The sequence below is a fragment of the Segatella paludivivens DSM 17968 = JCM 13650 genome (genome assembly GCF_000373185.1).
GTDB lineage: Bacteria > Bacteroidota > Bacteroidia > Bacteroidales > Bacteroidaceae > Prevotella > Prevotella paludivivens.
Genome location: NZ_KB890633.1, coordinates 26007 through 51321 on the forward strand (window position 1 = coordinate 26007; position 25315 = coordinate 51321).

Genomic DNA, 25315 nt, shown 5'->3' on the forward strand with positions numbered 1-25315 from the left:
GAGTTCTATAGAAAAAGTTTTTCAGGAGGCAAGAGAAGAAATTCCTCAACGGGCACATTGTCAGAGCCAACTACAAAGGCCGAATTCGGATGGAAGTTATCTCGAAAAATAGGCAGTCCCTTGTTTGTCGTTCTCTTTCCACTCTTTACTTCTATTGCTATCAATTTGTCTTCTTTCTGAAGAATAAAATCTACCTCCATAGATTTCTCACGCCAATAATATACCTTATAGTTATATTCCTCTGCATGGCAGAGCAAGTGTGCACCAATGGCTGTCTCCACCCAGCGTCCCCACCTTTGTGGTGACATCAACTCATTATTGAAGCCTTTGCCCGACTGTATGGTGAACAGCGCTGGATTATAGGTCATCAGCTTCGGGATGGAGTTGTATTTGCGTGCTTGGTCATTTGCATATTTTTGCATACCACACAGCAGTTCTGCCTCAGAGAGTGTTCCTAGATAGCTGGCAAGTGTCGTTATATTTCCTGCATCCTGCAACTGTCCTATCATCTTGTTGAGCGATAGTTCTTCACCTGAATAGCTGCAACCCAGTTCGAAGAGCTGTTTGATTAGGGCAGGCTTATAAATGATTTTTGTAAGCAATACATCTTTTTCAATGGAAGGGCTCACGATAGAATCCTTGACATATCTGCACCATCTTGTCTCATTTTGAATGAGCGGGGCACTACCGGGATAACCACCAAAATAGATGTATTGTTCCATTGACCAGCCAAAGGCATCACGCATCTCTTGATAGTCCCAATGGGTCATTCGGATGAGCTCAAATCTACCAGCAAGCGACTCGTTGAGACCTGACTTGAGAAGAAGCCTAGAGGAACCAAGCACAACTACTTTCAGGTTAATATCATGAAAACTATCTGCATCCCATTCCCTCTTCACTTGATTGCTCCAGTCATCAATTTTGTGTATCTCATCTATGACCAACAGATACTCCTTTAGCCCCCCAAAGCGCATTCTCGTTCTAGCCGACTCCCATAAGTTGGCTATCCACCCCGCATTATTAGGTGCAACAGCATCTGCTGATTCAAAGGTATGGGGAATATCAAGGTCTTCTAGAACCTGTTTGACCATAGTAGATTTACCAATTTGTCGAGGCCCTATAATAGCCTGAATAAACCTTCTTGGTTCTTGCAAACGCTCTTTGAGCAAGTTGAATTGATGCCTTTTATACATTTCTTTGTATTTTGTAGCAAAGCTATATAAAATTTCTCAAAGCTCCAAATAAATTCTCAAATCTATGCAATAAAATTCTCAAATCTACCTTTCAAAATTCTCAAATCTATGCCACAAAGTTCTCAAATCTATGCCACAAAGTTCTCAAATCTTCATTTCAATATTCTCAAATCTATGCTACAAAATTCTCAAATCTATTAATTAAAATAGCCTATAACAGGAAGATAGACACATCAAGTCTTCATACAATTGGCTCTATTATTTTCTAATCAGCAGTGCGTAAGATGTGGCATAACAAACTTTCTATCTAGTAATAAAATCAATAACTGAGATATTGAAAAAGTTAATTATACACTAATTGGATATTGTCAACTGATAACTCCGTATTTTATTAATGCATTCATAATGCCGTCTTCGTCAACACTCGTTGTTGTGAAGTCGGCATTTTTCTTTACTTCATCACCAGCATTCCCCATGGCAACACCTATTCCTGCTTGTTTGATGATAGAGATGTCATTGCCCCCATCACCAAAAGCCATAGTATCGGCTATGTTGAAACCTTCATGTTCAGCCATGGCAAGCAATCCTTTGCCCTTATCAGCTGCTTTGCATGTAATGTCGGTAAAGTCAAGACACCAACGACCTGACGTACAATCTTTTAGATTCGCCATAATCAAAGCCTCTTGTTCCTCTGATATGAAAGGAGTCATCTGCAATATCGGCTGAACCAATACGTCCTCAATAGGTTTATCATAGTCAAGATTGGTCACTCCTAATCCCTTATGAAAAACATCGTCAACAATTTCCTTATAATTATAGATTGCAATATCCTGTTGCCCTACAAATATAACAGGTCTGTCCCATTGTGAAGCAGCGTTCAGCATCATCTGAATATCCTCTGTTGAAATATCATTGCAGCAGATAGTATGTCGACCAGATTCATCATCAACAAAACAGTAAGCACCATTTGTTGTGATATATCCATCTATGAGATGTTCTATCTGTCCAAGGTTTGTTATGAGTGAGATTGGTCTTCCAGTAGATATGTATATTTTCACTCCATTTTTCTTTGCTTGAGCAATTGCGTCAACAGTAGTTTGTGGAATTTTGTGTGTAGTAAAAGACACCAAAGTTCCGTCTATATCAAAAAATAAAGCTTTTACCATATCCTGAATTATTTAATTTGATGCGAAGGTATGGAAAAAAAATGATACTGCCAAACAATGCTCTTCATTAGTTTTTCAACCAATATCAGGTTCAAGTTTTCAACAATTGTCAACACGAAAAGTTATAGAGCCTACCTAATATTAGGCATATTTAAGGAATCTTCTCAAGTACAGATAAACACAAAATAGACACTAACATACTTATAATCAACGCATTAAAGCCAAAACAATCTCTTCTAAAAATACATAATTTTTAGGTATTGATAATAATCATTAAAACCTTTACCTTTGCCGCCTGAATGATTCAGGACATTATGATTAAATTATATTAATAATAATGAAATCAAAAATCACTTATATATGGTGATTGCCACATTAGCTATAACAGTATACAATGACGTTGATCCCAGCACAGAACTTAACAGGGATCTACACTGGTTATGATTTTTTCGCTATAGGATGATAAACTTAAATGTATAAACCCAAATTAATTATAAACAAAGTAATAAAAATGTTGAGAAAGATTGTTTTATTTATGCCTCTTATGTTCATTTCTTTTTTAAGTATATATGGACAACAAGAGAGACCTAACAGAAATTTGGTAGTTGGGCAAGTAGTAGAAGAAGAAAACGAAGATCCAATCCCTTATGCAACGATTTTCATTAAGGGTGCTAACAAACAAGTTCTAACGGATGACAAAGGTCAGTTTGCAATACAAGCAAATAAGAATAATGTTTTAATTGTTTCCTATATTGGTTTTGAATCCAAAGAGGTTCAGGTAACATCTCACAATGTTAAGATCTATCTGAAAAAAGCAGCGTATGAGCTTGATGAAGTTCAGGTTGTAGGTACGGCTCTCGGCTTAAAGCGTCCAGCTAAAGAATTAGGATATTCAGCCACTATAATTAATAATGCTAAGTTGACGGAAGGAGCTCCAACAAATACGCTTACCGGTCTGAGTTCTAAAGTAGCAGGACTGAGAATTAACATGTATGACAGCAAGGTTGATCCTGATTTTAAAGTTGTATTGCGAGGATACAGATCTCTAACCGGAAACAACGAACCAATATACGTAGTAGATGGTATGCCGATACCGGACATTAATAGATTGAATCCTAACGATATCGAAAGTATTACTGTATTAAAAGGTGCAAATGCTGCGGCGTTATATGGTTCAGAAGGCGTTAACGGAGCCTTAATTATTACGACCAAAAGTGGCGAGAAGGGAAAAGGAAAGGTTGAATACCGAAACTCGACCATGTTTTCGAGCGTTTTCTTGTTACCTAAAGCGCAAACGTCATTTGGACAAGGCATAGATGGTGTTTACAGTCCTACAACATCTCAATCTTGGGGACCAGCTTTTGACGGAACAATGAAGGACTTTGGAACAACGTTGCCTAATGGAGAACAACCACAAGTATTGTATGCCGCTCCTAGTCATGACGTACGTAAGGACCTTTTCCAAACAGGTGTAAACGTTCAACATGATATATCTTTTTCAAAGGCAACAAATCGTGCTTCGTATTTTACCTCTTTGCAAGCAATGCAGATTGATGGAATCATACCTCAGGATAAAAGCACGAGATATAGCGGTAGATTTAATACAACTCAGAATTTAGGAAATTTGACCTTGTCGACAAGTATTAATTTCTCTACGACAAACAGTAATACTGCGCCCGATGGTCCTTGGCCTTCACTGTATGTGTTGCCGGCTAACTACCCGCTAGCAGAGATGAAGAACTGGAAAGATGAAAACTCTTTGGGTAATCCAAATAACTATTTTGTGAGTGGCGTTTCTGGTCTTCAATTAAACAGTCCTTATTATTACATAGATACACATCGCGACAAAAGCCGTCAACAGGTACTAAATGGAAAGATTGAAGCTGAATATACTTTCTTTCCTTGGTTAAAAGCCATGGCTCGTATTGGATTATATAATTCAGATACACAAACGCACAGCTCTATAACAAAATACGATACTTATGTGTCTGGGCGAAACCAAAGCGGTAGTGTTAGCGATGGTTCTACATTTGTAAGGCGCGTCAATGGCGATTTTATTATCAAAGCAAATCAGAAATGGGGAAGATTCGCTGTGAATGGAATCGTGGGAGAAAACATCAGAGATGATTATGCAAAATCGGTGAATATATCAGCATCTAATTTATTATTTTCGAATATCGAAAACCCGGATAGCCGTAGTGGAGATTTGACAGGATCGACAAATATCAGCCGTCAGCGTCAAGTTGCTCTGTATGGTGAAGTTACCGGTGGCTATAATGATTATCTATTCTTGACTGTTACAGGACGAAATGACTGGGTATCTGTGCTCAGTAAGGAAAACAGGTCATTCTTTTATCCTGGAATAAGTAGTTCTTTTGTATTTTCAAATGCTTTTGATTTTCTAAAAGAATCTAAAGTGTTTTCTTTTGGTAAAATTTATGCTGCTTACAATAAAACAGGTAATGTTTCAGGAATCAGCCCATACGCACTGAACTTATCTTATAGTCAGGCAACCAACTTCCCTTATAATAATTTAGTTGGATATGTACCAGCATCTCAGAAGCCTAATAAAAATATAAAGCCTGAGTTTGTGCGCTCTTTCGAAATAGGAACACAACTAAGCTTTTTCGATCGCCGATTAAATGCAGAGATTACTTATTCATACTCTAATTCAAAAGGACAGATATTCCAAGCATCTACATCTGCCGCAACTGGATATACTTCTACCCTTATCAACATGGGAGAGTTATCTAATAATGTATTAGAGGTGTCTTTGAGCGGAGATATTCTCCGTAACAAAAATTGGAGATGGAACTTAGCTCTCAATTACAGTTATATCAAGAATAAAGTTATTGACCTGTACGGAACTGATGACACCGAAGAATACAGTATCTTTAAAGTTTTGTATGCCGTCAAAGGAGAGTCCTTCCCTAGTGTGAAAGTTACAGACTACAATCGCGATCCTCAAGGGCGTATTATTGTGGATGCAAAAACAGGTCTTCCGTCAAAAGCCGTGAATCTTACTACAAAGGGTTCGTCTGTTCCTCCCCATTTATTTGGACTTCAATCAAGCATCAGCTATAAGAGTTTCTCATTATACTTTGATTTCGACTGTCGTCTTGGTGGATGGAACAATTCTGAATTTATTAATTCGATGATAAAAGCCGGCACACACCCTATGACTACTCAATACAACAGAAAGGAATACATTATTCCTAATTCTGTTATACAACAAACCAATGCTGACGGAACAAAGACTTATGTAGAAAACACATCAGTCTATGCTAAGGGTAGTGACAAAGCAAGTTATTGGTCAAGTTATATGGCTGGCTATACAATCAATTATACAGCAAAATCAGATTATCTGAAATTAAAAACATTAAGTCTATCCTATAATGTTCCTCATTCTATATTGAAAAGACTAGCCATAATCAGTGATGCTACTATCAGTGTACAAGCTACAAACTTATTCATAATCAGACATAAAGGATACGATGCTGGAGATCCGGAAAATCTTTATTATAATGAAGGCTTCAACGGCTGGAGACAACAACCTCCTTATCGCACATACGGTTTCACTTTAGATGTTACTTTTTAAAAACAGACTATTATAAAATAAAAAATTGATGAGATGAAAAAATATAATATAGCATTATACATATTCTTTATATCCTTTGTAGGTAGTTGCTTTCAATCTTGCGACTCTTACCTCGATGTAAACGAAAATCCAAATAAGCCAATCGATAAAGATATAACTTTGGCTTATAGATTGCCATCAGCATTATACAATACTGCTTATCAAGAATCGGTACAACTCAATCAGTTAGGCTGTTTCTGGGGTGGATATTGGGGATTAAATACAGAAAGCAAAACCCAATATGCCAATATCCAACAGTATAACGGAGCCGATATAATGTCTGAACGTAATGGTATTCCTATCTGGGAGAATGGATATACATACGCCAACAACTATTATCTTATCCTCAATCAGGCAACAGAAGAAGGTTCAAAAGTATATGGAGGTATTGCCCGTATTATGCTTGCTTGGCATTTTATGCGTTTAGCAGATATATATGGCGACATTCCGCTAGATCAAGCCTTCAACATGGAGACATATCCACATCCTGAATACGAAGATGGTATTGAAGTGTATAAAAAAACGATTGATTTATTGACTGAAGCTGTAGACATGCTGAAAGCTAAAAGAAGTGTGGCTGAAGCTAAACCATCTTCTGATGATATTGTCTTTAACGGAGATGTGACCAAATGGATTCAATTTGCAAATACCATAAAGCTTAGGGCTTTGATTCGTCAGAGTGAAGTCGCTGGGCAAGAATCGTACATCGCATCCGAAATTGATAAAATCAAAGTTGAAGGCAGTGGTTTTCTCACCGAATCAGCTTTAGCCAATCCTGGATTTACAACTAGTAAACCCAATCCATATTGGAGTAATTATTATCGCTCAACAGATGATAAGGAAACCTCTGCTCATACCTATATTCGTCCTACAGAATATGTAATAGCGCAATATGAGGCTTTGAATGATCCTCGTTTGGCACACTTGTATACTAAAACATCAGCAGGCAAGTATCAAGGAGTAATTTTTGGATATACAGGCAACGATGATCAATATAAAATGGCAAACACCTCTGCATTGAAGGGACCGAAAGAAAATAAATCTGAAACTGGAGCAATATTCAAATCGGCAACTCAGTCGTTGGTCTTGCTAAGTGATTTCGAGAGTTACTTCCTTCAAGCAGAAGCAGCTCAGAGAGGCTGGATCAGCGACAATGCTGCAAGCTTGTATCAAAAAGGTATTGAGGCTTCTTGCGCCTATATGGGAGTATCACCATCTGAAATATCATCTTACTTAGCTCAGCCTTCAATTGCGTACGACGGCACTATCAAACAAATTATTCTACAAAAATGGCTAGCTCTCAATTCTATCAATGGAATTGAAGCATGGAATGATTTTCGCAGATTAGGTTTGCCTCAATTCCCTAATTCGGCTACTGAGACTGATTCATCGGTTCGCCCTAAACGATTGCTCTATCCCGAAACTGAAACACAGACAAATGTATCTCAGGTAAAGAAACGTAATATCACTGATATAACAAAAAACCGTGTTTGGTGGGATGTGCATTAAATAAAAATAAGCTATTCTTTTATAACTATATTATAAGGGTATCGCTATTCATCAGTACTACATGTAACTAAGTGATTTCTTAGGTTAAATCAGAGATTATCACTCCACAAGAAAGGTTCTTTATGAATATATTCATGAAGAACTTTTTTTTGTTTATTAAGATGGTCTGAGGCTAATCACTTAATAGCATAACGAGAAAGCGAGTTGCATTCATTTCGGCTTCCCTCCCTGCGTTTTTTCGTGTTTTTAGCTACGTGAGCTACGGATTCTCTCGTAAAGCCTATAAACAGAGGAATTTTACGATACGTAGCTAGGTCAATTTAGCTACGATGGCTACGTTCTAGCTACGTTTTATATATATATATGTACGTGCACGCGCGCACTTAGGACTTTTTGAAAATACTAGTGTCGAAGTGGCAACATAATGAATATCAATATTTTATCTATCATTTTTAATAATATATGGTGACGATGATATGACAAAGAAACCTCAAATTTCATCATGCGTTTTACGAAGAAACGCATTGCGATATGCATTGTTTTGGGGAGTGATATGGGCCTTATCACTCGGTAAAGTATCATGAAACGCAACCTAGTTTGCTTGCAAAATTGTATTAGAATATTATGAAAAACTCTCAATTAGATTTCTACTTGACACATTTCCGTCACTTGATTCTACTCGAAAAGAAAGTCTAACAAGTTGATATTCAATGGATAGACATTTCGACACTGGTATTTCTGAAAAGTTTAAAGTGTGCGTACGCATGTGTATTATTATGTGTAGCACCTATAATTAAAACTTTGGCTAACAGCTCACACTTGATTTCATTGCATAGATATAAATCTTGCAGTATCTTTGCCGAGAATTCAGCGGAGTTCGGCAGAAAATTTAAACAAGCTTGAAAATTCTGTTCTCGTTTACTGAATCTATGTCCCCCATTCTCAGTTCCTCAGATGCAGTCAACATTTCTTTGAAAAATTTATTTATAAGACACATGTTATACTCAAAATAATACAAGTTGCCGTAGCTAAAACTTAGCTCACCGCAGTTAAATTGTCTTAGCTACGTATCGCAATTCCCTCTGTTTATAGGCATTACAAGAGAATCCGTAGCTCACGTAGCTAAAAACACGAAATGTAGAGAGAGAGCATACAAGAAATCGTATTATTCTTTTGCAGCTGTGATGATTTTTTCCATAACTTTGCATAAGTTACCGACTAAAATTTGTTAAATAAGAAGATTAAATGCGATACTATTTCTATCACAATTTTCTCATTATAGCCACTAGTTTTCATCTTTTGTAAAATTATTGGTTATATTGTTGATAAGAACAATAGTTTTATCGGACAGCAATAAAAAAATGAAGTCCCGACTGGAACTTCATTATTCTTTTTGAATAGCATAGCCACTCTTACTTAGCAACATTTTAAACAAGGTTTCACACCATATTTATGTTAAACTTAAGAACGATTGCAATTCTTTATATACTGTTAAAAACTACTTAATCGTATAACAGTAAACTGTCATATTCTTCTCTGTTAAACTATTTGGGTTACTAACAATTACACCATATTCACCAGGAGTAGATGGTATGTTTAGTATATAAGCGGTATCACCATACTTCTTTGCCTGAAAAGGAACTAAATCATCAGCACCTGACTGAGCCCCGCCGAATGTATTTGTTTTGGCAATTACACAACGTCTTTTATCTCCTTTAGATTCAAACTTCATTATCTGAATGAACGAATTAGGATCTTGTTTGTTGTCTGCAGCTTTTACAATCAAACGATAAGCCTTAGCATCCGAGCCAACACAGCTAGATGTAGCACCTTCAACTTGAATACGAGACTTAACAGAACCAATACCCGTAAGGAAGACCGAAGCTCCAGCTTTAGCTTTTACAACGCCTATTTGCTTTTCAGCAGCAAAACTTGTTGTATCCTTGTCATTAATACAAAGAAGATTAGTCTCTCCAATAAACTCTGGCTCATAATTACCTTTAGTTTGAGCCGTTGCTGTTGTCATGGTTAGAATAGCCAACAGCGTAAACAATGTTTTTCTCATAAATCACCTTATTTAGTTATTATTTTTTCTGATATAGAACAAGCCTTCGAAGTTTTATACATGCATAAAGCTCACTTATTATTATAATATGAAACTTTTACAATAAACAATTTTAATATTTTGACAAAAGTAGTAATTAAAATTTAATATATATATATCAAAACTACATAATCAATATTATTAAAATATTTTAACCTTTCAAGAATTAAACAATTGACGAATATTTGTCTTTGCCATCCATTCTTTTTGCACTAAGCCTATAACTATTTAAACCAGCTTGACTTTTAATTATGTCAAATTCGGCACAATTAAAAGTTGGATGATTTAATTTCGCCTAAATACTCGACTGTATTTTTAAGTAGAATGGCAACATCTTTCAAAGCCAATTGATCTATTTTTCTACAAAGTACTTATATCCATAAAGTTTATATACCTGCAATAATCTTTCAAGTCGCTTCCTGAAATCAGGATAATTCTTCTTATCATATTGCATCCACTGCACTTCTGACAATGCTGCCATTCGTGGCAACACCTGATATTCTGCAAGGGATGGACACACGATGTATTCAGTCCAGAGGTTTCCCTGTACACCAATAATATGCTTTTTCTCGGTAGCTGTCAAAGAATCAGGCACAGGTTGATAACTATACGTCTTCTCAATATTCAGATTTCCACCAATAAGCAAAGGATCATTCCATGTTTTATCAGTCTGATAATAATCAAAGTAACAATATGAAACAGGAGTCATAATGGCATCATGACCAAGACGCGAAGCCTTTATTCCACCCTCTACTCCACGCCATGACATAATCGTGGCACTCTTCTGAACATCACCCTCAAGGATTTCATCCCAACCAATAATTTTACGACCTTTCTGATTTAAATATTTCTCTATTCTTGACACAAGATATCCTTGCAATCTGTTTTCGGCAGTACACTCCTTATCACCTTTAATTTCTAAGCTCTTAATCTTTCCTTGACATTTTTCACAAGTAGTCCATCTCGTTTTAGGAGCCTCATCACCACCAAGATGTATGTATTTAGATGGAAATATATCCATGAGTTCATCCATTACATCCTGTATAAATTGGTAGGTTTTCTCGTTTCCTGCACAAAGGATATCATCAAAAACGCCCCAGTTGCCACTCACTTGATAAGGACCACCAGTACAACCTAGTTCCGGATAGGCAGAAAGTGCACCTAGCATGTGTCCCGGCATATCAATCTCTGGTATAACAGTGATGTATCGTTCCTTTGCATATTCAACGATTTCACGAGCTTGCTGCTGGGTGTAGAAACCACCATATTGAGTATCATCATATAGCGATGAATTGCGGCCCAAAGTAGTATGCTTACGAATCGAACCGATTTTTGTAAGCAAAGGATATTTCTTTATCTCTATTCTCCATCCCTGATCATCCGTAAGGTGCCAGTGGAAAGTATTCATATTGTGCAATGCTAGCAAATCAATGTATTCCTTAACGAAATCAACAGGGAAAAAATGCCTTGCCACATCAAGCATCATACCACGATAAGCAAAACGAGGCGCATCGCTAATCATTGCAGCCGGCAAAACTACATTTTCAGTATGCTGAATAATCGGCAACGACTTACGTAAAGTCTGTATTCCATAAAAAACACCGTTGGCGGTCTTTCCTGAAATAATGATATTATGTTGATTAACCGCTATCTTATAAGCTTCATCACCTATTATCTTTTTGTCAATGCGTAAGAATATATTTCCATCAGAGTTTGAAGGACGAGACTTAACCATCAGCGAAAGTCCCACAGACTTATTGATATATTCGGCAAGAAAAGCAGCGTTTCTTTTTAAAAGGCTGTCGCTATGGACATAAACAATATCAGAAGAAGCGTTCAGGATAAAGGGTTTACCTTCTGCCATCTTAATACTTTGAGGTAACGGCACTACACGATAGTCAGCCTCAGCATTACCAGCATAGACAGAAGAAACACACATTGAGACTATCATAAAACAAAAGAATGATATAATTCGTTTCATTACGTTCTTACATTAAATTATAAGTTATTGTTTTTAACAACACCAACGGCTTGAAACAGAAGTCGAAGCGATTAATTCACAAATGTAGTCAAAATAGGAATAATGGCAAAAAAAAATAACAAGTTTTTAATTTTAATAAATTACATGGAAAAAAAACGAATTTGATATATTACTCAAATATTATAAAAAACTACTAAACTCAAAATGAATAATTAGCGAATTATTTGTATCTTTGCATTCGTTATCACAAAGAAAGATTATGATTAAAGAATCTTCACGCAAATCCACTATAGTGAGAACCAGTTATGTTGGTATCGGAACCAACATATTATTGGCCCTGTTTAAAGCTATCGTCGGACTTTTTGCGAATTCGATAGCCATAGTCCTTGACGCTATAAACAACTTGAGTGATGCGCTATCTAGCTTGATAACCATAATCGGAACAAAACTTGCTAACAAGCCTGCTGACAAGATACACCCTTACGGACACGGACGAATAGAATATTTCAGTACAGTACTTATTGCCTTTATCGTGCTTGGTGCGGGAGTTACCTCTCTTGTAGAATCTGTGAAGAAAATCATAGATCCAGAACCACCAAACTATACGATTATATCAATATCAGTTATTGTTGTTGCTGTATTTGTGAAACTGGTTCTTGGAAAATACGTGATGAAGGTTGGTAAATCTGTGAACAGCGGTTCATTAGTAGCTTCGGGTGCAGATGCTTTATTTGACGCGGTTATTTCCACAGCCACATTAATATCTGCAGTCATCATGATGGTTTGGGGAATATCTGTTGACGCATGGTTGGCTGCTCTTATATCAATCGTTATCATTAAAGCTGGTATCGAAATGGCACTGAAACCAACAAACGAACTTTTGGGCAGACGTATTGATGCGAAACTTACGAAAAGCATTAAATCTGATGTTGCTACAATAGAAGGTGTACACGGTGCATACGATTTACTGTTGCACAACTATGGACCAGAAGAAATGGTAGGTTCGGTACACATTGAAGTGATAGACACATTAAGCGCAAGTGATATTTACACCATAACAAAAAATATACAACACAAAATAAGAGAGAAATACAACATTTTTCTGACGGTTGGAATATATGCAATAAATTCTAAAGATCAAGCAGCGCTTGAAATGCAGAAGCAAATTCGCACTGTTATAGCAAAATATCAAAACATCATGCAGATACATGGACTGTATATTGACAGGAAACTAAAGATTATACAGTTTGATATTTTAGTGAGCTTTATGGAAAAAGACGCCTTAAAACTTAGAGACAAAGTTATCACAGGCATCAACGAAATATTTCCTGACTATGATATAGAGATTAATATAGATAGGGACATCACAGACTGAGAATACACAACATTACTATACAAGAAATAAATGAAAACGGAACTCGAAATTGCACGTGAATGCAAATTGGAACGCATTGAAAAAATTGCGGAAAAGATTGGATTACCAAGTGAGGATTTAGAAAACTATGGCAAGTATATTGCCAAAGTTCCACTGAAACTTATTGACGCTGACAAAGTTGCCAAAAGTAATCTTATTCTTGTTACTGCTATAAGCCCTACTAAGGCCGGCATAGGAAAAACCACTGTAAGCATTGGCTTATCAATGGCTATGAACAGACTGGGAAAAAAATCTGTATTGGCTCTTCGCGAGCCGAGTCTTGGTCCTTGCTTCGGCATGAAGGGCGGTGCTACCGGTGGAGGTTATTCACAGGTATTGCCAATGGATAGAATTAATCTGCATTTCACAGGTGATTTCCATGCAATTACTTCTGCTCACAACATGATTGCAGCATTGCTTGATAATTATATTTATCAACACCGAGAGGAAGGTTTTGCCCTGAAAGAAGTTCTGTGGAAACGAGTTTTGGATGTCAATGACCGTAATTTGAGATGCATCACAACAGGTATTGGCCCAAAGACTAACGGCATTATTGCTGAAAGCGGATTTGACATTACTCCTGCAAGTGAAATCATGGCTATACTCTGCTTGGCAAAAGACGAAGAAGACCTGAGACTTAGAATTGAGAATATTCTACTTGGAGTGACACTCGACAACAAGCCTTTCAAAGTGAAAGATCTTGGTGTTGGTGGAGCTATCACTGTTTTACTGAGAGACGCTTTATCACCAAACCTTGTACAGACAATAGAAGGAACAGCAGCATTCATTCACGGTGGTCCTTTTGCTAACATCGCTCATGGATGCAACAGTATCCTAGCAACAAAAATGGCAATGACATTTGGTGACTATGTTGTAACAGAAGCTGGATTCGGTGCAGATCTTGGTGCAGAGAAGTTCCTTGATATTAAATGCAGAAAAGCAGGAATACAGCCTAAGCTTACCATTATTGTGGCTACGATTATGGGACTGAAGATGCACGGAGGTATGCAGGTTGGAGATCCTAACAACGGAAATATCGACAACATAATAGCTGGACTTGAAAATCTGGATAAGCACATCAGTAACATGCGCAATATGGGACAAAGCGTAGTTGTTACCTTAAACAGATTCAGCAACGATAAGGAAGAAGAAATAGAACTCGTCAGCCAGCACTGCCAAGAATGTGGAGTAGGATTTGCTATGAATGAGGCTTACATGAAAGGCGGTGAAGGTTGTCTTGAACTTGCACAGCTAGCAATAGACACTATATCTAACAATCCTTCTGGAGACATTAAATTCACTTACAGCGAAACAGACAGCATAAAGGACAAGATTACAAGTGTTGCTAAAAATGTGTATGGTGCAAGCAACGTAGTATTCAAAAAGTCTGCTGTTAAAGCTCTCGAACGCATTGACGAATGGGGACTGGGGAATTATCCCGTATGTATCGCAAAGACACAATATTCACTGAGCGATGATGCTAAGAGACATGGTGTGCCAAAGGACTTCACATTCACTATTCGTGACCTAGTGATAAACACAGGTGCCGAAATGATTGTGGCTGTAGCTGGAGACATCATGCGCATGCCTGGATTGCCAAAGCATCCACAGGCAGAAAGAATTGATATTGAAAACGGTCTACTTGTTGGACTAGAATAACATAAACGAAATAAGGCAGAAAATGATTATTATTTTCTGCCTTATTTTTTTATATTAAATGCTTTACAATTTACCTTGTTCACCAAGATAACTATCCTTAAAACCAAGGAAATAAAGCACACCGTCAAGTCCTATATTACTTATGGATTGCTGCGCTGTAGCCTTAACACGTGGCTTTGCATGGAAAGCAATGCCAAGTCCTGCTTCTGAAATCATCGGTAAGTCATTGGCTCCATCACCTACAGCTATTGTCTGGGCGAGATTCACTTGCTCTACCTGTGCTATTAGTTTAAGAAGTTCAGCCTTACGCTTACCATCAACAACATCTCCAATGTATTTACCAGTAAGCTTTCCGTCTTCGCCAATTTCCAACTCATTTGCATATACATAATCAATACCATAACGTCTGCGCAGATATTCTCCAAAATAGGTGAAACCACCACTTAGTATAGCAATCTTATAACCGCATCGTTTCAATACTGACATAAGACGATCGGCACCCTCGGTGATAGGCATGTTTTCGGCAATCTCATGCATAACTTCAGCATCAAGTCCCTTGAGAAGTGCAACACGTTCGGTGAAACTTTCCTTAAAATCTATTTCTCCACGCATAGCCCTCTCAGTAATAGCCTTCACCTGAGCCCCTACTCCAGCACGAGCAGCTAACTCATCAATACATTCTGTCTGTATAAGCGTGGAATCCATATCAAAGCAAATAAGACGTCGCATGCGGCGATACATATCATCACGTTGGAAAGAGAAGTCTATTTCCTGTTCTGAAGCCATCTGCATCAGTGATGCCTGAATTTGTTCCCTATCAGCAGGTGTACCTCTTAGAGAAAACTCAATGCATGCACGTACGTTACGTTCTGGTTTCTTGATACTCATTCTACCTGTAAGTCTCAATATAGAGTCGATATTCAACCCCTGATCAGCAATAATTTTTGTAGCTGCAGCAATTTGTTTGGCAGAAAGCGTACGACCGATAACAGTAAGAATAAATCTATTCTTGCCCTGACGGTTAACCCATGATTCATATTCATCATCAGAAATAGGTGTGAAACCAATGTTTACATTAAGTTCATCAGCCTTGAAAAGTAATTCTTTCATTACCTGACCAGAATGCGTATAATCTATGCGGATAAGAATACCTAGCGAAAGAGTGCTATGAATATCAGCCTGACCGATATCAAGAATATGTGCATCGTAGAGCGCAAGTATTTCCATTATCGAAGCAGTAAGACCTGGACGGTCCTGACCTGTTATACGAATTAAAATCTGTTCTTCTTTCATAATGAAATAATATATATTACCCCGCTTCATAATAACAAGCGGTTGAATTTATTACTATAAAGTTATCTCTCCTGAACCGAAACAACGATGATGTTGATTATCATATATTACACAGAATTGCCCTGGAGCAACACCATGAACCTTTTTAGCGGCATGAATGGTATATGTGCCGTCAACATTATTCTCTAATGTTGCAGGTAAATATTCTGGAGTGTGTCTTATCTTGAACGTGATGTTATCAGGTAACTGTATTTCAGTACTTCCTTCAGGACAATATGTTGTGAAATGAAAATCATGAATCTTAAAATCTTGCTTATAGGCAGTCTCTGGATCATAACCATGACTGACATAAAGAATATTACGTTCAACATCTTTCTTGACAACAAACCAAGGTCCGCCGCCAAATCCAAGTCCCTTACGCTGACCGATAGTATGAAACCACAATCCCTTATGCTGACCTATTACATTACCTGTTTCAAATTCAACGACATCGCCTGTCTTTTCACCAAGATAACGCTTTAGGTATTCATTATAATCAATATTACCAAGGAAACATATTCCCTGACTGTCACGACGTTTTGCATTGACAAGATGTTCACGTTCGGCAATTTCCCTAACTTCATTCTTTTCAAAATGACCTATCGGAAATATAGCCTTATGCAACTGCCAATCATAAATCTGGGCAAGAAAATCAGTCTGATCCTTAACAGGATCAGGACTTGTTGTGAGCCATTTGTATCCGTCATGCCATTCAGTCTGTGCATAATGTCCCGTTGCTATCAAATCGTAATCGTGACCCATTTTCTCATCAAATGCGCCAAACTTAATCAGACGATTACACATAACATCAGGATTAGGCGTGAAACCAGCCTTGACTTTGTCCATTGTATATTTTGTTACCTGACTCCAATATTCCTTATGACAGTCGATAACATTTAGCTTGCAATCATACCTTGCAGCAACGGCAGTAGCCATTTCTAAGTCTTCCTCGCTACTACAATCCCATTCCTCTTTTTCTTCTGGACCAATCTTTATATAGAAACAGTCTGGTTTTGCGCCATGACTAACCATTTCATAAAGAACGACACTACTGTCAACACCACCCGAAAGAAGGAGTGCTATCTTTTTACCCTTTATATCCTCGTAATCAATCATATTTTGCAAAAGTAACAAAATTATTTGTTATTCACTCGTTTAGTTCCAACTTTCATTCTATCAAAGCCCAAACCATAGACTCCAGTAACGGCACTTTGACTAACAAAAGCACTTGGATCAACATCATCAATAATGCTGAATATGTTGTGACTTTCGTTTTGCTTTGCTATCACAAACAGCATACCCATCTTCTTACCACTGTAAAAGCCATGGGCATCTATCACTGTGCAGCCACGTGCAGCCTCATCATTTATAAGTCTACCTATTTCCTGATACTTCTCAGAAATGACAAAGAACTGTACCGAACGACGAAAACCATTTATCACATGATCTATGGTATATGACATGACGAAAAGCACGATATATCCATATATAACTTTTTCCCAACTGTTCAGTACAAGGTAGCTGGATGTTATCACACAAAGGTCACATACCAGAATAATGTGTCCAAGTGACACATCATGATATTTATGCACAATAGAGGCTATGACATCAGAGCCACCAGTGCTGCCATTGCGCAAAAGACTGAAACCAGTTCCTATACCTAAAAGCAAACCACCGACAACACATGCTAGAAAAGGCTGGTCGTGAAACATAACAGTGTTTCCTACGATATGTTGCCAAAAAGTAGTAAATGTTGTAAAAAACATGACTGCATATATTGTCTTTACACAGAACTTGAATCCAAGTACTCTCAGTGCCGCTGCTAAAAGCAATACATTTATTGCCAGATATGTGTACTGAACCGGAATGCCCATTCCCCAATAAACGATTGAGGAAACACCAGGAAGACCACCTATCGTAATTTTGTTTGGCAACAGAAAAGCCACCCATCCGAGACTTCCAATTACCATTCCTATGGCTATTATAAGGTAATCATATATACCTCTTATAACTTTTCTTTCTTCTCTTCTCATTACATAATATCTAATAATGGATGCAAAATTACAAAATAAAAACAAAAAAACTCCGCAATTGCGGAGTTTTTAATTATTTGATAATGTTGCACTTACATGCAAATTATTACCAACCTAGGTTTTGTCCTGTTTCAGGACTTAGCGAAATTTGTCCGGTAGGTATAGGATAAAGATAATACTTGCTATCGTATGTGCGAGTTTTTGTATTACCAATCATATATTTATCTGGTGTTACATTAACACCTACATTACTGACATTGCTTAAATTTGCTCCAAGCATAATATCAGGATTCTTGCTTGTATCAAGTTTATCTAACTGATGCCAACGCACCAAGTCCCAATATCTATACCAATTGTCTGTCATAAGTTCACAACGTCTGCATCGTCTAATCTCCCACAATAGATTACTTACTCCCATATTGTTTGCTGGGTCGGCATCAGGTTGCAATGTCATCGGCTTTAATCCTACGCGACTTTGCAAAAGATTAATAGTCTTGTCAAGATCTGATTGCGTAATAGTTCCCAACTCATCCTTAGCTTCTGCCTCATTCAATAATATCACGGCATACCAATAAAGCGGAGCATCTGTATATCCAGTACCAATATTAATGCGATAATATGAATCAAGGCTCATGTTATCATACTTTCTTACTGTATATCCAGTAGAAGATGTCATCTGAGGAGAAGCAGAAACGCCCATATTGTTGACACGCGCCCATCCATGACCAGCAAAACTTATAATAGAGTCTACAAGTACACTTAAACGCTTATCTCTTTGAGAAAGCATTCTGCTAACAGAATAGTTACCACCAGAATTGATTACAGCCTTATCGTCTGTATTAAGACTTGTATTGGCTTTAGGTTTGCCATCAAGGAACAGGAACGCATCAATGGCATCCTTAGAGATTCCAAACTGCTCTGTAGAATTACAGGTATAGTCCACTAACGAATGCATAACCATATCCTTTTCGTAATTACGATAGAATATGATTTCCTTATTATTACCCAGTGAAAGTGAATTATATATGTCTCCGTAATTAGGACTTAGCGCAAACTTGCCGGAATTCATGATTGCCTCGGAAGCTGTAACAGACTCGTTAAGGTATTTCTGCGCACGTGACAAATCAGGTGCCTTTCCATTTTCATTAGCCGTACGATACTTGCAGAATGTACCCTCATAAAGGCATACATCACTCTTCATCGCCAATGCCATCTGTTTGCTCCATGCCGTCTTATCACTTACATCATCAAGATTAGCTACGGCATAATTTAAATCACTAAGCACTGAATCTATGACAACATCACGGTCTGTACGTGAGCCATAAATTCTATTGTCATCAGGATCTGTGATTACATCTTGCATCCACTGCATATTACCAAACTTTCTTACCATTTGATAATATTCCCATGCACGATTTAAACGTCCTATAGCCATAAAGCGTGCTTTCTCTCCATTTGTAAGTGTTGAAGAAGACAATCCCTGAATGAGATAGTTTACACGACGTATCTCTTTGGAACCGTCAGTCCAGTCGCTAGAGGTACTAGGAATTGTTTTATAAGTCCAGTCATCAAACGTTGGGTTTACCTGATCATCAGAAAAGCTTTTGAAATAGAACCATCCCAAATCACCCTTTGAATTATACCCAATATAGTTATCATAAAATTTGTTGCTGTAGCTCTCTACCGCATTGGCATTACTCCAAAAAGTGGTATTATTCGTAAATGTGTCACGAGGAGACTTATCCAGCATATCATTACAGCCAGAGAGCATCAATGTGAATGCTGCAATGGCATATATTATATTCTTTTTCATATATTGAAATTATTATATAAGTTATATAAATCAGAAAGTAACCTCAAGGCCTACAGACCAAGAACGCGTGATAGGATATGTACGTCCCCATGTGCCATAAGTAAGAGTACCTTGTCCATCGTTCATTTCTGGGTCAACAGGAAGATTTCCACATCCATTATGAAGAAGACAGAGATTGTTAACGCTGCCGTATACACGTATTTTCTGAATATAGATGTGTCTCAGGATTGACTGAGGAACAGTATAGCCAATTGTTATATTTTTCAATCTAAGATATGACATGTCAACAAGATATCTTGTCTGAGGGTAGTAATTATGTTCACCACCTATTGGGGCGAGTGCGGCAACATTACCAGGGGCTTCATTTCCAGCATATAGACAAGGAAAATCATTACTCTGATTGATATTTACTATGTTGTTTGCTGGGTCATAAACATTATATCTTGTCTGATTTGAATATATTGCAAGATCTGGAGCACGCATTTCTGGAAACGCCAAAGAAGACAATGTCCACATGTCACGTTTACCAACTCCTTGGAAAAATAAATCAATATCAAATCCACAATATGTTCCACCCAAATGGAAGCTATATTCATAGCGAGGAAGTGTGTTTCCTATAACTTTAAGATCTCCATGATCCTCGGCTGTACCCTTGCCACCATCAATTTTTCCGTCACCATTTAAATCTTTGAACTTTATATCACCAGGACCATATACGAAATTATCAGTCTGTATGCCAGTCTGATTTGCTACAGCCGACTTATATTTCCAAGAACCATCAGCATTCTTTCCATTAAAATCTTCCTCCGTGAAATAACGGTCTGTTTCAAATCCCCATATATCGCCCCAATTTTCACCTTGGTAAGCATACATCTTGGCATTTGCATCAGTAACGATACCACCTGTATATCCGATAAGTTTAGAAGTGTTGTTCCATTTAGTAACCTTAACCTTAGAATCTCCAATGCTGAAATTAGCATAAAGACCCAAATTCTTATTAATCTGCTTACGCCAATTAAGAGTTACTTCCCAACCTCGTGAACGAAGTTGACCAGCATTTGAATATGGTGCAGTTGCTCCAACGCTTGCAGGCAGAGCTGTTCCTGGAGCTAACATATCTTTCGTGACACGTTGAAACCAATCTGCAGTAACAGTGAGTTCATCATTAAGGAAACCCAAATCAAGACCTAAATTGAAAGACTGTATTCGTTCCCATGTAAGAGTTGGTGACACCCAATCCGGCATATCAAATTGATTAACTTTTGTATTACTTCCATTGAGCCATGTTATGTCTGATGGAGAAATAGCCGATACTCTTGAAATAAACATCCAATCGCCTACTGCCTCATTTCCGATCTCACCATAGGACATACGTAACTTACCGCTAGAGACATACTTATTTAGATTTTTCCAATAAGGTTCTTCAGTAAAGCGATATCCTAAAGACCCAGAAGGGAAAAACGCCCACTTGTCACCTTCTGGAAATCTTGAAGAACCATCATATCTACCGTTAAGTTCCAATAGATATATACCTTTATAATCATAGTTTATACGTCCAAAATAGCCAGCTGAAGCACGATCACCTGTAGAAGACTTAATGGTAGCCTTTGTCATATCTCCATAAGCAAGAGATAGTTCTGGGTATTCTTCATCATAAAGTTGAGTGCGATTGGCGTAGAAATAATCAGAAGAATAATTTTCTCCATTAACACCAACCATTACATTTAGATTATGCACATCGTTCCATGAATGATTGTAGTTCATATATGCATTCGCTGTCCAACGATTTGCCTTGGTATTATCACGTGTGGCATTTGTTGTTGATGTTCCTACAATATATGCTGGAGCAACACCCGACCAGTTCATTCCATACACACTATGGTTGCTTGATTTTAAATTACTATTGTCAATCTCGTAAGTGTAATCAGCATTAAGCGTGAGGTCTTTTGTTATATTAGCCTTTGCAAATGTATTCATACGGAATACATCATGAACATTATATAATCGCGATGCCTGCTTCTGCATAGCTATCATGCGATAATCATATTGTGAGCCGTCTGATGCCTGCATTATACCAGAAGGAATAAAGAATGAGCCCCATCTCCAAAGATACTGATATATGTTGTTATAAGAGTTTGCCTTACCTATATGTCGACGGGTGAAATTTACTCTCGCTCCTACAGAAAGCCAATCGGTAACATCAGTCTTTAAATTCAAAGTGGCATTATATCTTTCACGCTGTGCTGGATTAAATTTCATCAGGTCTTGCTTCTTGTCATATCCAACAGACATATAAAACACGGTTTTACCGCTTGAGCCACTAATTGAAAGATCATGACTCAACGAAGGTGCGGCATTATCATACCATATTTTCTTTATGTCATAATCTGCATAATACATGGGCTGACCATTCATGAAATAATAATCACCAACATCGCTGTCACTCTGATAAGGACGCATCAAACTATATCCCTTTTTCCCACTATTCTGTTGCTGCCATTTCTCTGCATAAGGTAATAATTTGTCGAAATACATACCAAAGAGTTCAACTGAACCACCATCGGTACGCGCCTTAGCCATCATAGCAGATTTAAGCTGGGTTGGAACATCAGGATAATCAGGAAGATAAGTAGCATTATCCCAAGCCAGATGTCCATCATATTTTATTGAAATCTTATCACCTTTATTAGCCTGTTTGGTCGTGATAAGTATAACTCCAAACGCGGCACGACTACCATATATTGAGGAAGATGAAGCATCTTTCAAAACTGAGATTGAAGCTATATCATTGCCATTTATCATAGAAAGGTCATCAACAGGAACTCCGTCAACAATAATCAAAGGAGAAGAAGACTGACCATTTGATAATGTACCTAATCCACGAATAGAAATAGTTGGATTACTATCAATGTTTCCACTGCTGTTTATAATTGAAAGACCAGGAACGGCTCCTTGCAAAGCCCTTGCTACATCCTGCTCTGGTCTACCTGTAAGAGTCTTTGCAAGATCAACATTTGAGACAGCACCAGTTAGATTCACTTTTTTCTGCTGACCATAACCTACCACAACCACTTCGTCTAGCAAGGCATTGTCACTTTCTAGCTGTACCCTCATACCATCTTTAGCATTTTTGGTAACAGTTTTATAGCCTAAAAAAGAAATACGGATCTTACTTCCGTTTCCAACATTAATCGAAAAATTTCCATTAACGTCTGTCACCGAGCCTCGCGTAGTTCCAGGTTCTGTTACACTGGCACCAATTACAGGTTCACCATTTTCGTCGACAATAATTCCTTTAATCGTAACTGTAGCTTTCGCTCCTACCACCAACTGATTAATAAGAGGTGAAGCCTTTAGGATATTCGATGTTGAATTGCAACAAAGAAATAAAGCTCCCAATAGCACGGATAGTTTTTTCATAGAAAATATGTTTATGTCATTATGTTGCAAATATAAATAAACATTTAACCATTTGCAAATATTTGCAAATATTTATTTTAAATTGTTACAGATAAGTTTGTAACTGACAATATTTTCTATAAAAACATCACAACTTTATTTCGTCTAAATCATCCGGGACAAATATATTACCAGTGAATTTAGTCTGAGCCTCTAATGTATAATCTCTCTTGCGAGTGGCTATAGTCTTTTCTTCTGTATGATAAAGCACTAAATTCTTGACATTTAATTGTTGCGCTATCATCGCAGCATCCATTGCTGTACTGTGGTGTTTTTCATAAGGATGAAAAGCATCTCTATCGGCATATTTGCAAAAAGCCTCACACATCATCCAATCTGCGTTTTCAACAAGTTCCTTGTTTTGTGGATTATAAGGCTCGTCTCCAAGACACACTAATTTTTCATCATTGGGCATTCTGCATACAAAGCCAAATTGTTTTTCTTTAGTTGAAAGTATATCAAAAGCTGTTAAATGAAATTCTCCTACATTAAATTCCTCACGATTTTCAAGAGTATGAAACACGATGCACTTTACCATTTGCTTGAGGTGTTTTGGGGCAAGAGTGTTTTCACTTATATACTTTAGCATTTCTATCACCTTTTCATGACCCCAAACATTTAAAACACCATTGCAATCACCGCTTATAGACCTTTGAATAAACATCCGTATTACCCAGACAACACCAAGCATGTGATCTGTATGAGCATGCGTAACAAACACATCATGTATTCTAGACAAAGATATTCCAGCCTTATCCATCTGGGACAAGATGCCATTACCACCACCCGCATCAACAAGTAATGAAGTATTTTCTGTACTCACAACAAAGCACGTATTATAAATATGACTCACAACAGCATTACCTGTGCCCAACATTGTCAGTTTTGCATTTTCCATATCCTGAATACAATTCTTTTACTATTCCTCTATTAATCCTTTGGTTAGCATGTCATAATATAAAGCCTCCAATTCTCCCTGAGTAAGTTTCTGCACAGCGTGCTCTATATTACGTATAAGGTCGTCACGGCGATATTCGCTGGTCGAATTAAAATGTGCAAAGTCTACCATATTTTTTTAATTTTATGCAAAGATACTGTTTTTTTTGTTACCTTTGCAATAATGTTTAAAAGAACATATCATGGAACAAATCAAAAATGACAAACTCACTGTAACAGTGTCTAAACACGGTGCTGAACTTCAAAGCATCAAGGATGCCAATGGTAAGGAATATCTTTGGCAGGCTGATCCTAAATTTTGGGATCGCCATTCACCTATTCTATTCCCTATTGTTTGCGGACTTTGGGAAGACAAATATCGTGTAAACGGAAAAGAATACAAACTAGGACGCCACGGTTTCGCACGTGACACAGACTTCAAGCTCATTGCGCAAGGAGATAATCAACTTGTATATGGTCTAAACGACAGTACAGAGACATTGAAGGACTATCCATATCATTTTAATCTAGCTGTAAGCTACAAGATTACAGAAAATAAGATTAAAGTAATATGGCATGTTGAAAATACCGATAACAAGGAAATATATTTCCAGATTGGTGGTCACCCAGCATTCAACGTTCCAGACTTGAAACAAGGAGAACCATTAGCGGGTACTCTCAAGTTTGACGATGAAGAACCTAGCAGACTGTATGGTAATGTTGGTGGATGCATCACTCCTGGATATCATAAAGTTAAAACAGAAGGCGGACTTTATAAGTTCACACAAGATGACTTCAAGGATGACGCAGTTATCTTCGATCACAGTCAACTTAAGAAGATTAGTATTATCAACAAGGAAGGTAAGCCTGAAGTTACTCTTGACATAAAGACTCCTGCCGTTGGTATATGGAGTCCGTATGGTAAAGACGCACATTTCGTATGTATCGAACCTTGGTATGGTATTCATGACTGGGCTGAATACGACGGAGAATTCAAGGATAAGTATCTTATGAACAAACTTCTCCCAGGATGTAGCTTCATGAGCGAATATACTATAACAATAGGAGAATAATATATA

General features: G+C 37.5%; 16 protein-coding genes. 5 read left to right on the forward strand and 11 right to left on the reverse strand.

What is annotated here, in order from left to right:
* Positions 1-5: 5 nt before the first annotated feature.
* Both B045_RS0103995 and B045_RS0104000 read right to left on the reverse strand, forming a co-directional pair.
* Positions 6-1193, reverse strand: coding sequence for an ATP-binding protein (locus tag B045_RS0103995; RefSeq protein WP_018462980.1), 1188 nt, complete (start codon positions 1191-1193; stop codon positions 6-8).
* Between the two features lie 368 nt (positions 1194-1561).
* Positions 1562-2359 carry a Cof-type HAD-IIB family hydrolase gene (locus tag B045_RS0104000; protein ID WP_018462981.1) on the reverse strand — a complete coding sequence of 266 codons (798 nt, stop codon included), beginning with the start codon at positions 2357-2359 and terminating at the stop codon, positions 1562-1564.
* Positions 2360-2957: 598 nt separating this feature from the next.
* On the opposite strand from B045_RS0104000, the gene B045_RS0104005 reads away from it, so the two are divergent.
* The gene (locus B045_RS0104005) at positions 2958-5957 is read left to right on the forward strand and encodes a SusC/RagA family TonB-linked outer membrane protein (protein ID WP_162163162.1); all 3000 of its coding nucleotides are present in this window, start codon (positions 2958-2960) and stop codon (positions 5955-5957) included.
* A 33-nt stretch (positions 5958-5990) separates the two neighbouring features.
* Positions 5991-7505, forward strand: a complete 1515-nt coding sequence (locus B045_RS0104010) for a SusD/RagB family nutrient-binding outer membrane lipoprotein (RefSeq protein WP_018462983.1) — start codon at positions 5991-5993, stop codon at positions 7503-7505.
* 1498 nt (positions 7506-9003) lie between these two features.
* Here the strand turns inward: B045_RS0104010 and B045_RS0104015 are convergent.
* Both B045_RS0104015 and B045_RS0104020 read right to left on the reverse strand, forming a co-directional pair.
* Entirely contained in the window at positions 9004-9570 is a 567-nt protein-coding gene (locus B045_RS0104015; protein WP_025883887.1) for a hypothetical protein, read from the reverse strand.
* 391 nt (positions 9571-9961) lie between these two features.
* Positions 9962-11548 carry a beta-N-acetylhexosaminidase gene (locus tag B045_RS0104020; protein ID WP_018462985.1) on the reverse strand — a complete coding sequence of 529 codons (1587 nt, stop codon included), beginning with the start codon at positions 11546-11548 and terminating at the stop codon, positions 9962-9964.
* Positions 11549-11849: 301 nt separating this feature from the next.
* Between B045_RS0104020 and B045_RS0104025 the strand changes: the two genes are divergently transcribed.
* Together B045_RS0104025 and B045_RS0104030 are read left to right on the forward strand one after the other, a co-directional pair.
* A complete protein-coding gene (locus tag B045_RS0104025) occupies positions 11850-12965 on the forward strand; it encodes a cation diffusion facilitator family transporter (RefSeq protein ID WP_018462986.1) in 1116 nt (371 codons plus the stop codon).
* 30 nt (positions 12966-12995) lie between these two features.
* Positions 12996-14663, forward strand: coding sequence for a formate--tetrahydrofolate ligase (locus tag B045_RS0104030; protein ID WP_018462987.1), 1668 nt, complete (start codon positions 12996-12998; stop codon positions 14661-14663).
* 63 nt (positions 14664-14726) lie between these two features.
* Here B045_RS0104030 and serB read toward each other — a convergent pair whose 3' ends face one another.
* The 7 genes from serB to B045_RS15415 form a co-directional block, all read right to left on the reverse strand.
* Complete coding sequence (gene serB / locus B045_RS0104035; protein WP_154650095.1) at positions 14727-15956, reverse strand: phosphoserine phosphatase SerB; 1230 nt, start codon at positions 15954-15956, stop codon at positions 14727-14729.
* Positions 15957-16010: 54 nt separating this feature from the next.
* Complete coding sequence (gene mnmA, locus B045_RS0104040; RefSeq protein WP_018462989.1) at positions 16011-17111, reverse strand: tRNA 2-thiouridine(34) synthase MnmA; 1101 nt, start codon at positions 17109-17111, stop codon at positions 16011-16013.
* A gap of 20 nt (positions 17112-17131) precedes the next feature.
* Positions 17132-18028 (reverse strand): YitT family protein, encoded by an 897-nt coding sequence (locus B045_RS0104045; protein ID WP_018462990.1) that lies wholly within the window; start codon positions 18026-18028, stop codon positions 17132-17134.
* Positions 18029-18134: 106 nt separating this feature from the next.
* Positions 18135-19841, reverse strand: a complete 1707-nt coding sequence (locus tag B045_RS0104050) for a RagB/SusD family nutrient uptake outer membrane protein (protein ID WP_018462991.1) — start codon at positions 19839-19841, stop codon at positions 18135-18137.
* Between the two features lie 30 nt (positions 19842-19871).
* Positions 19872-23261, reverse strand: a complete 3390-nt coding sequence (locus tag B045_RS0104055) for a SusC/RagA family TonB-linked outer membrane protein (protein ID WP_018462992.1) — start codon at positions 23259-23261, stop codon at positions 19872-19874.
* 127 nt (positions 23262-23388) lie between these two features.
* Positions 23389-24198: an MBL fold metallo-hydrolase gene (locus B045_RS0104060; protein WP_018462993.1), complete on the reverse strand. Its 810-nt coding sequence runs from the start codon at positions 24196-24198 to the stop codon at positions 23389-23391.
* 21 nt (positions 24199-24219) lie between these two features.
* On the reverse strand, positions 24220-24369 hold the full coding sequence (locus tag B045_RS15415) for a hypothetical protein (RefSeq protein WP_018462994.1): 150 nt from the start codon (positions 24367-24369) through the stop codon (positions 24220-24222).
* Between the two features lie 70 nt (positions 24370-24439).
* Here B045_RS15415 and B045_RS0104070 point away from each other — a divergent pair, with 70 nt between their 5' ends.
* A complete protein-coding gene (locus B045_RS0104070) occupies positions 24440-25309 on the forward strand; it encodes an aldose 1-epimerase family protein (RefSeq protein ID WP_018462995.1) in 870 nt (289 codons plus the stop codon).
* Positions 25310-25315: the final 6 nt, after the last annotated feature.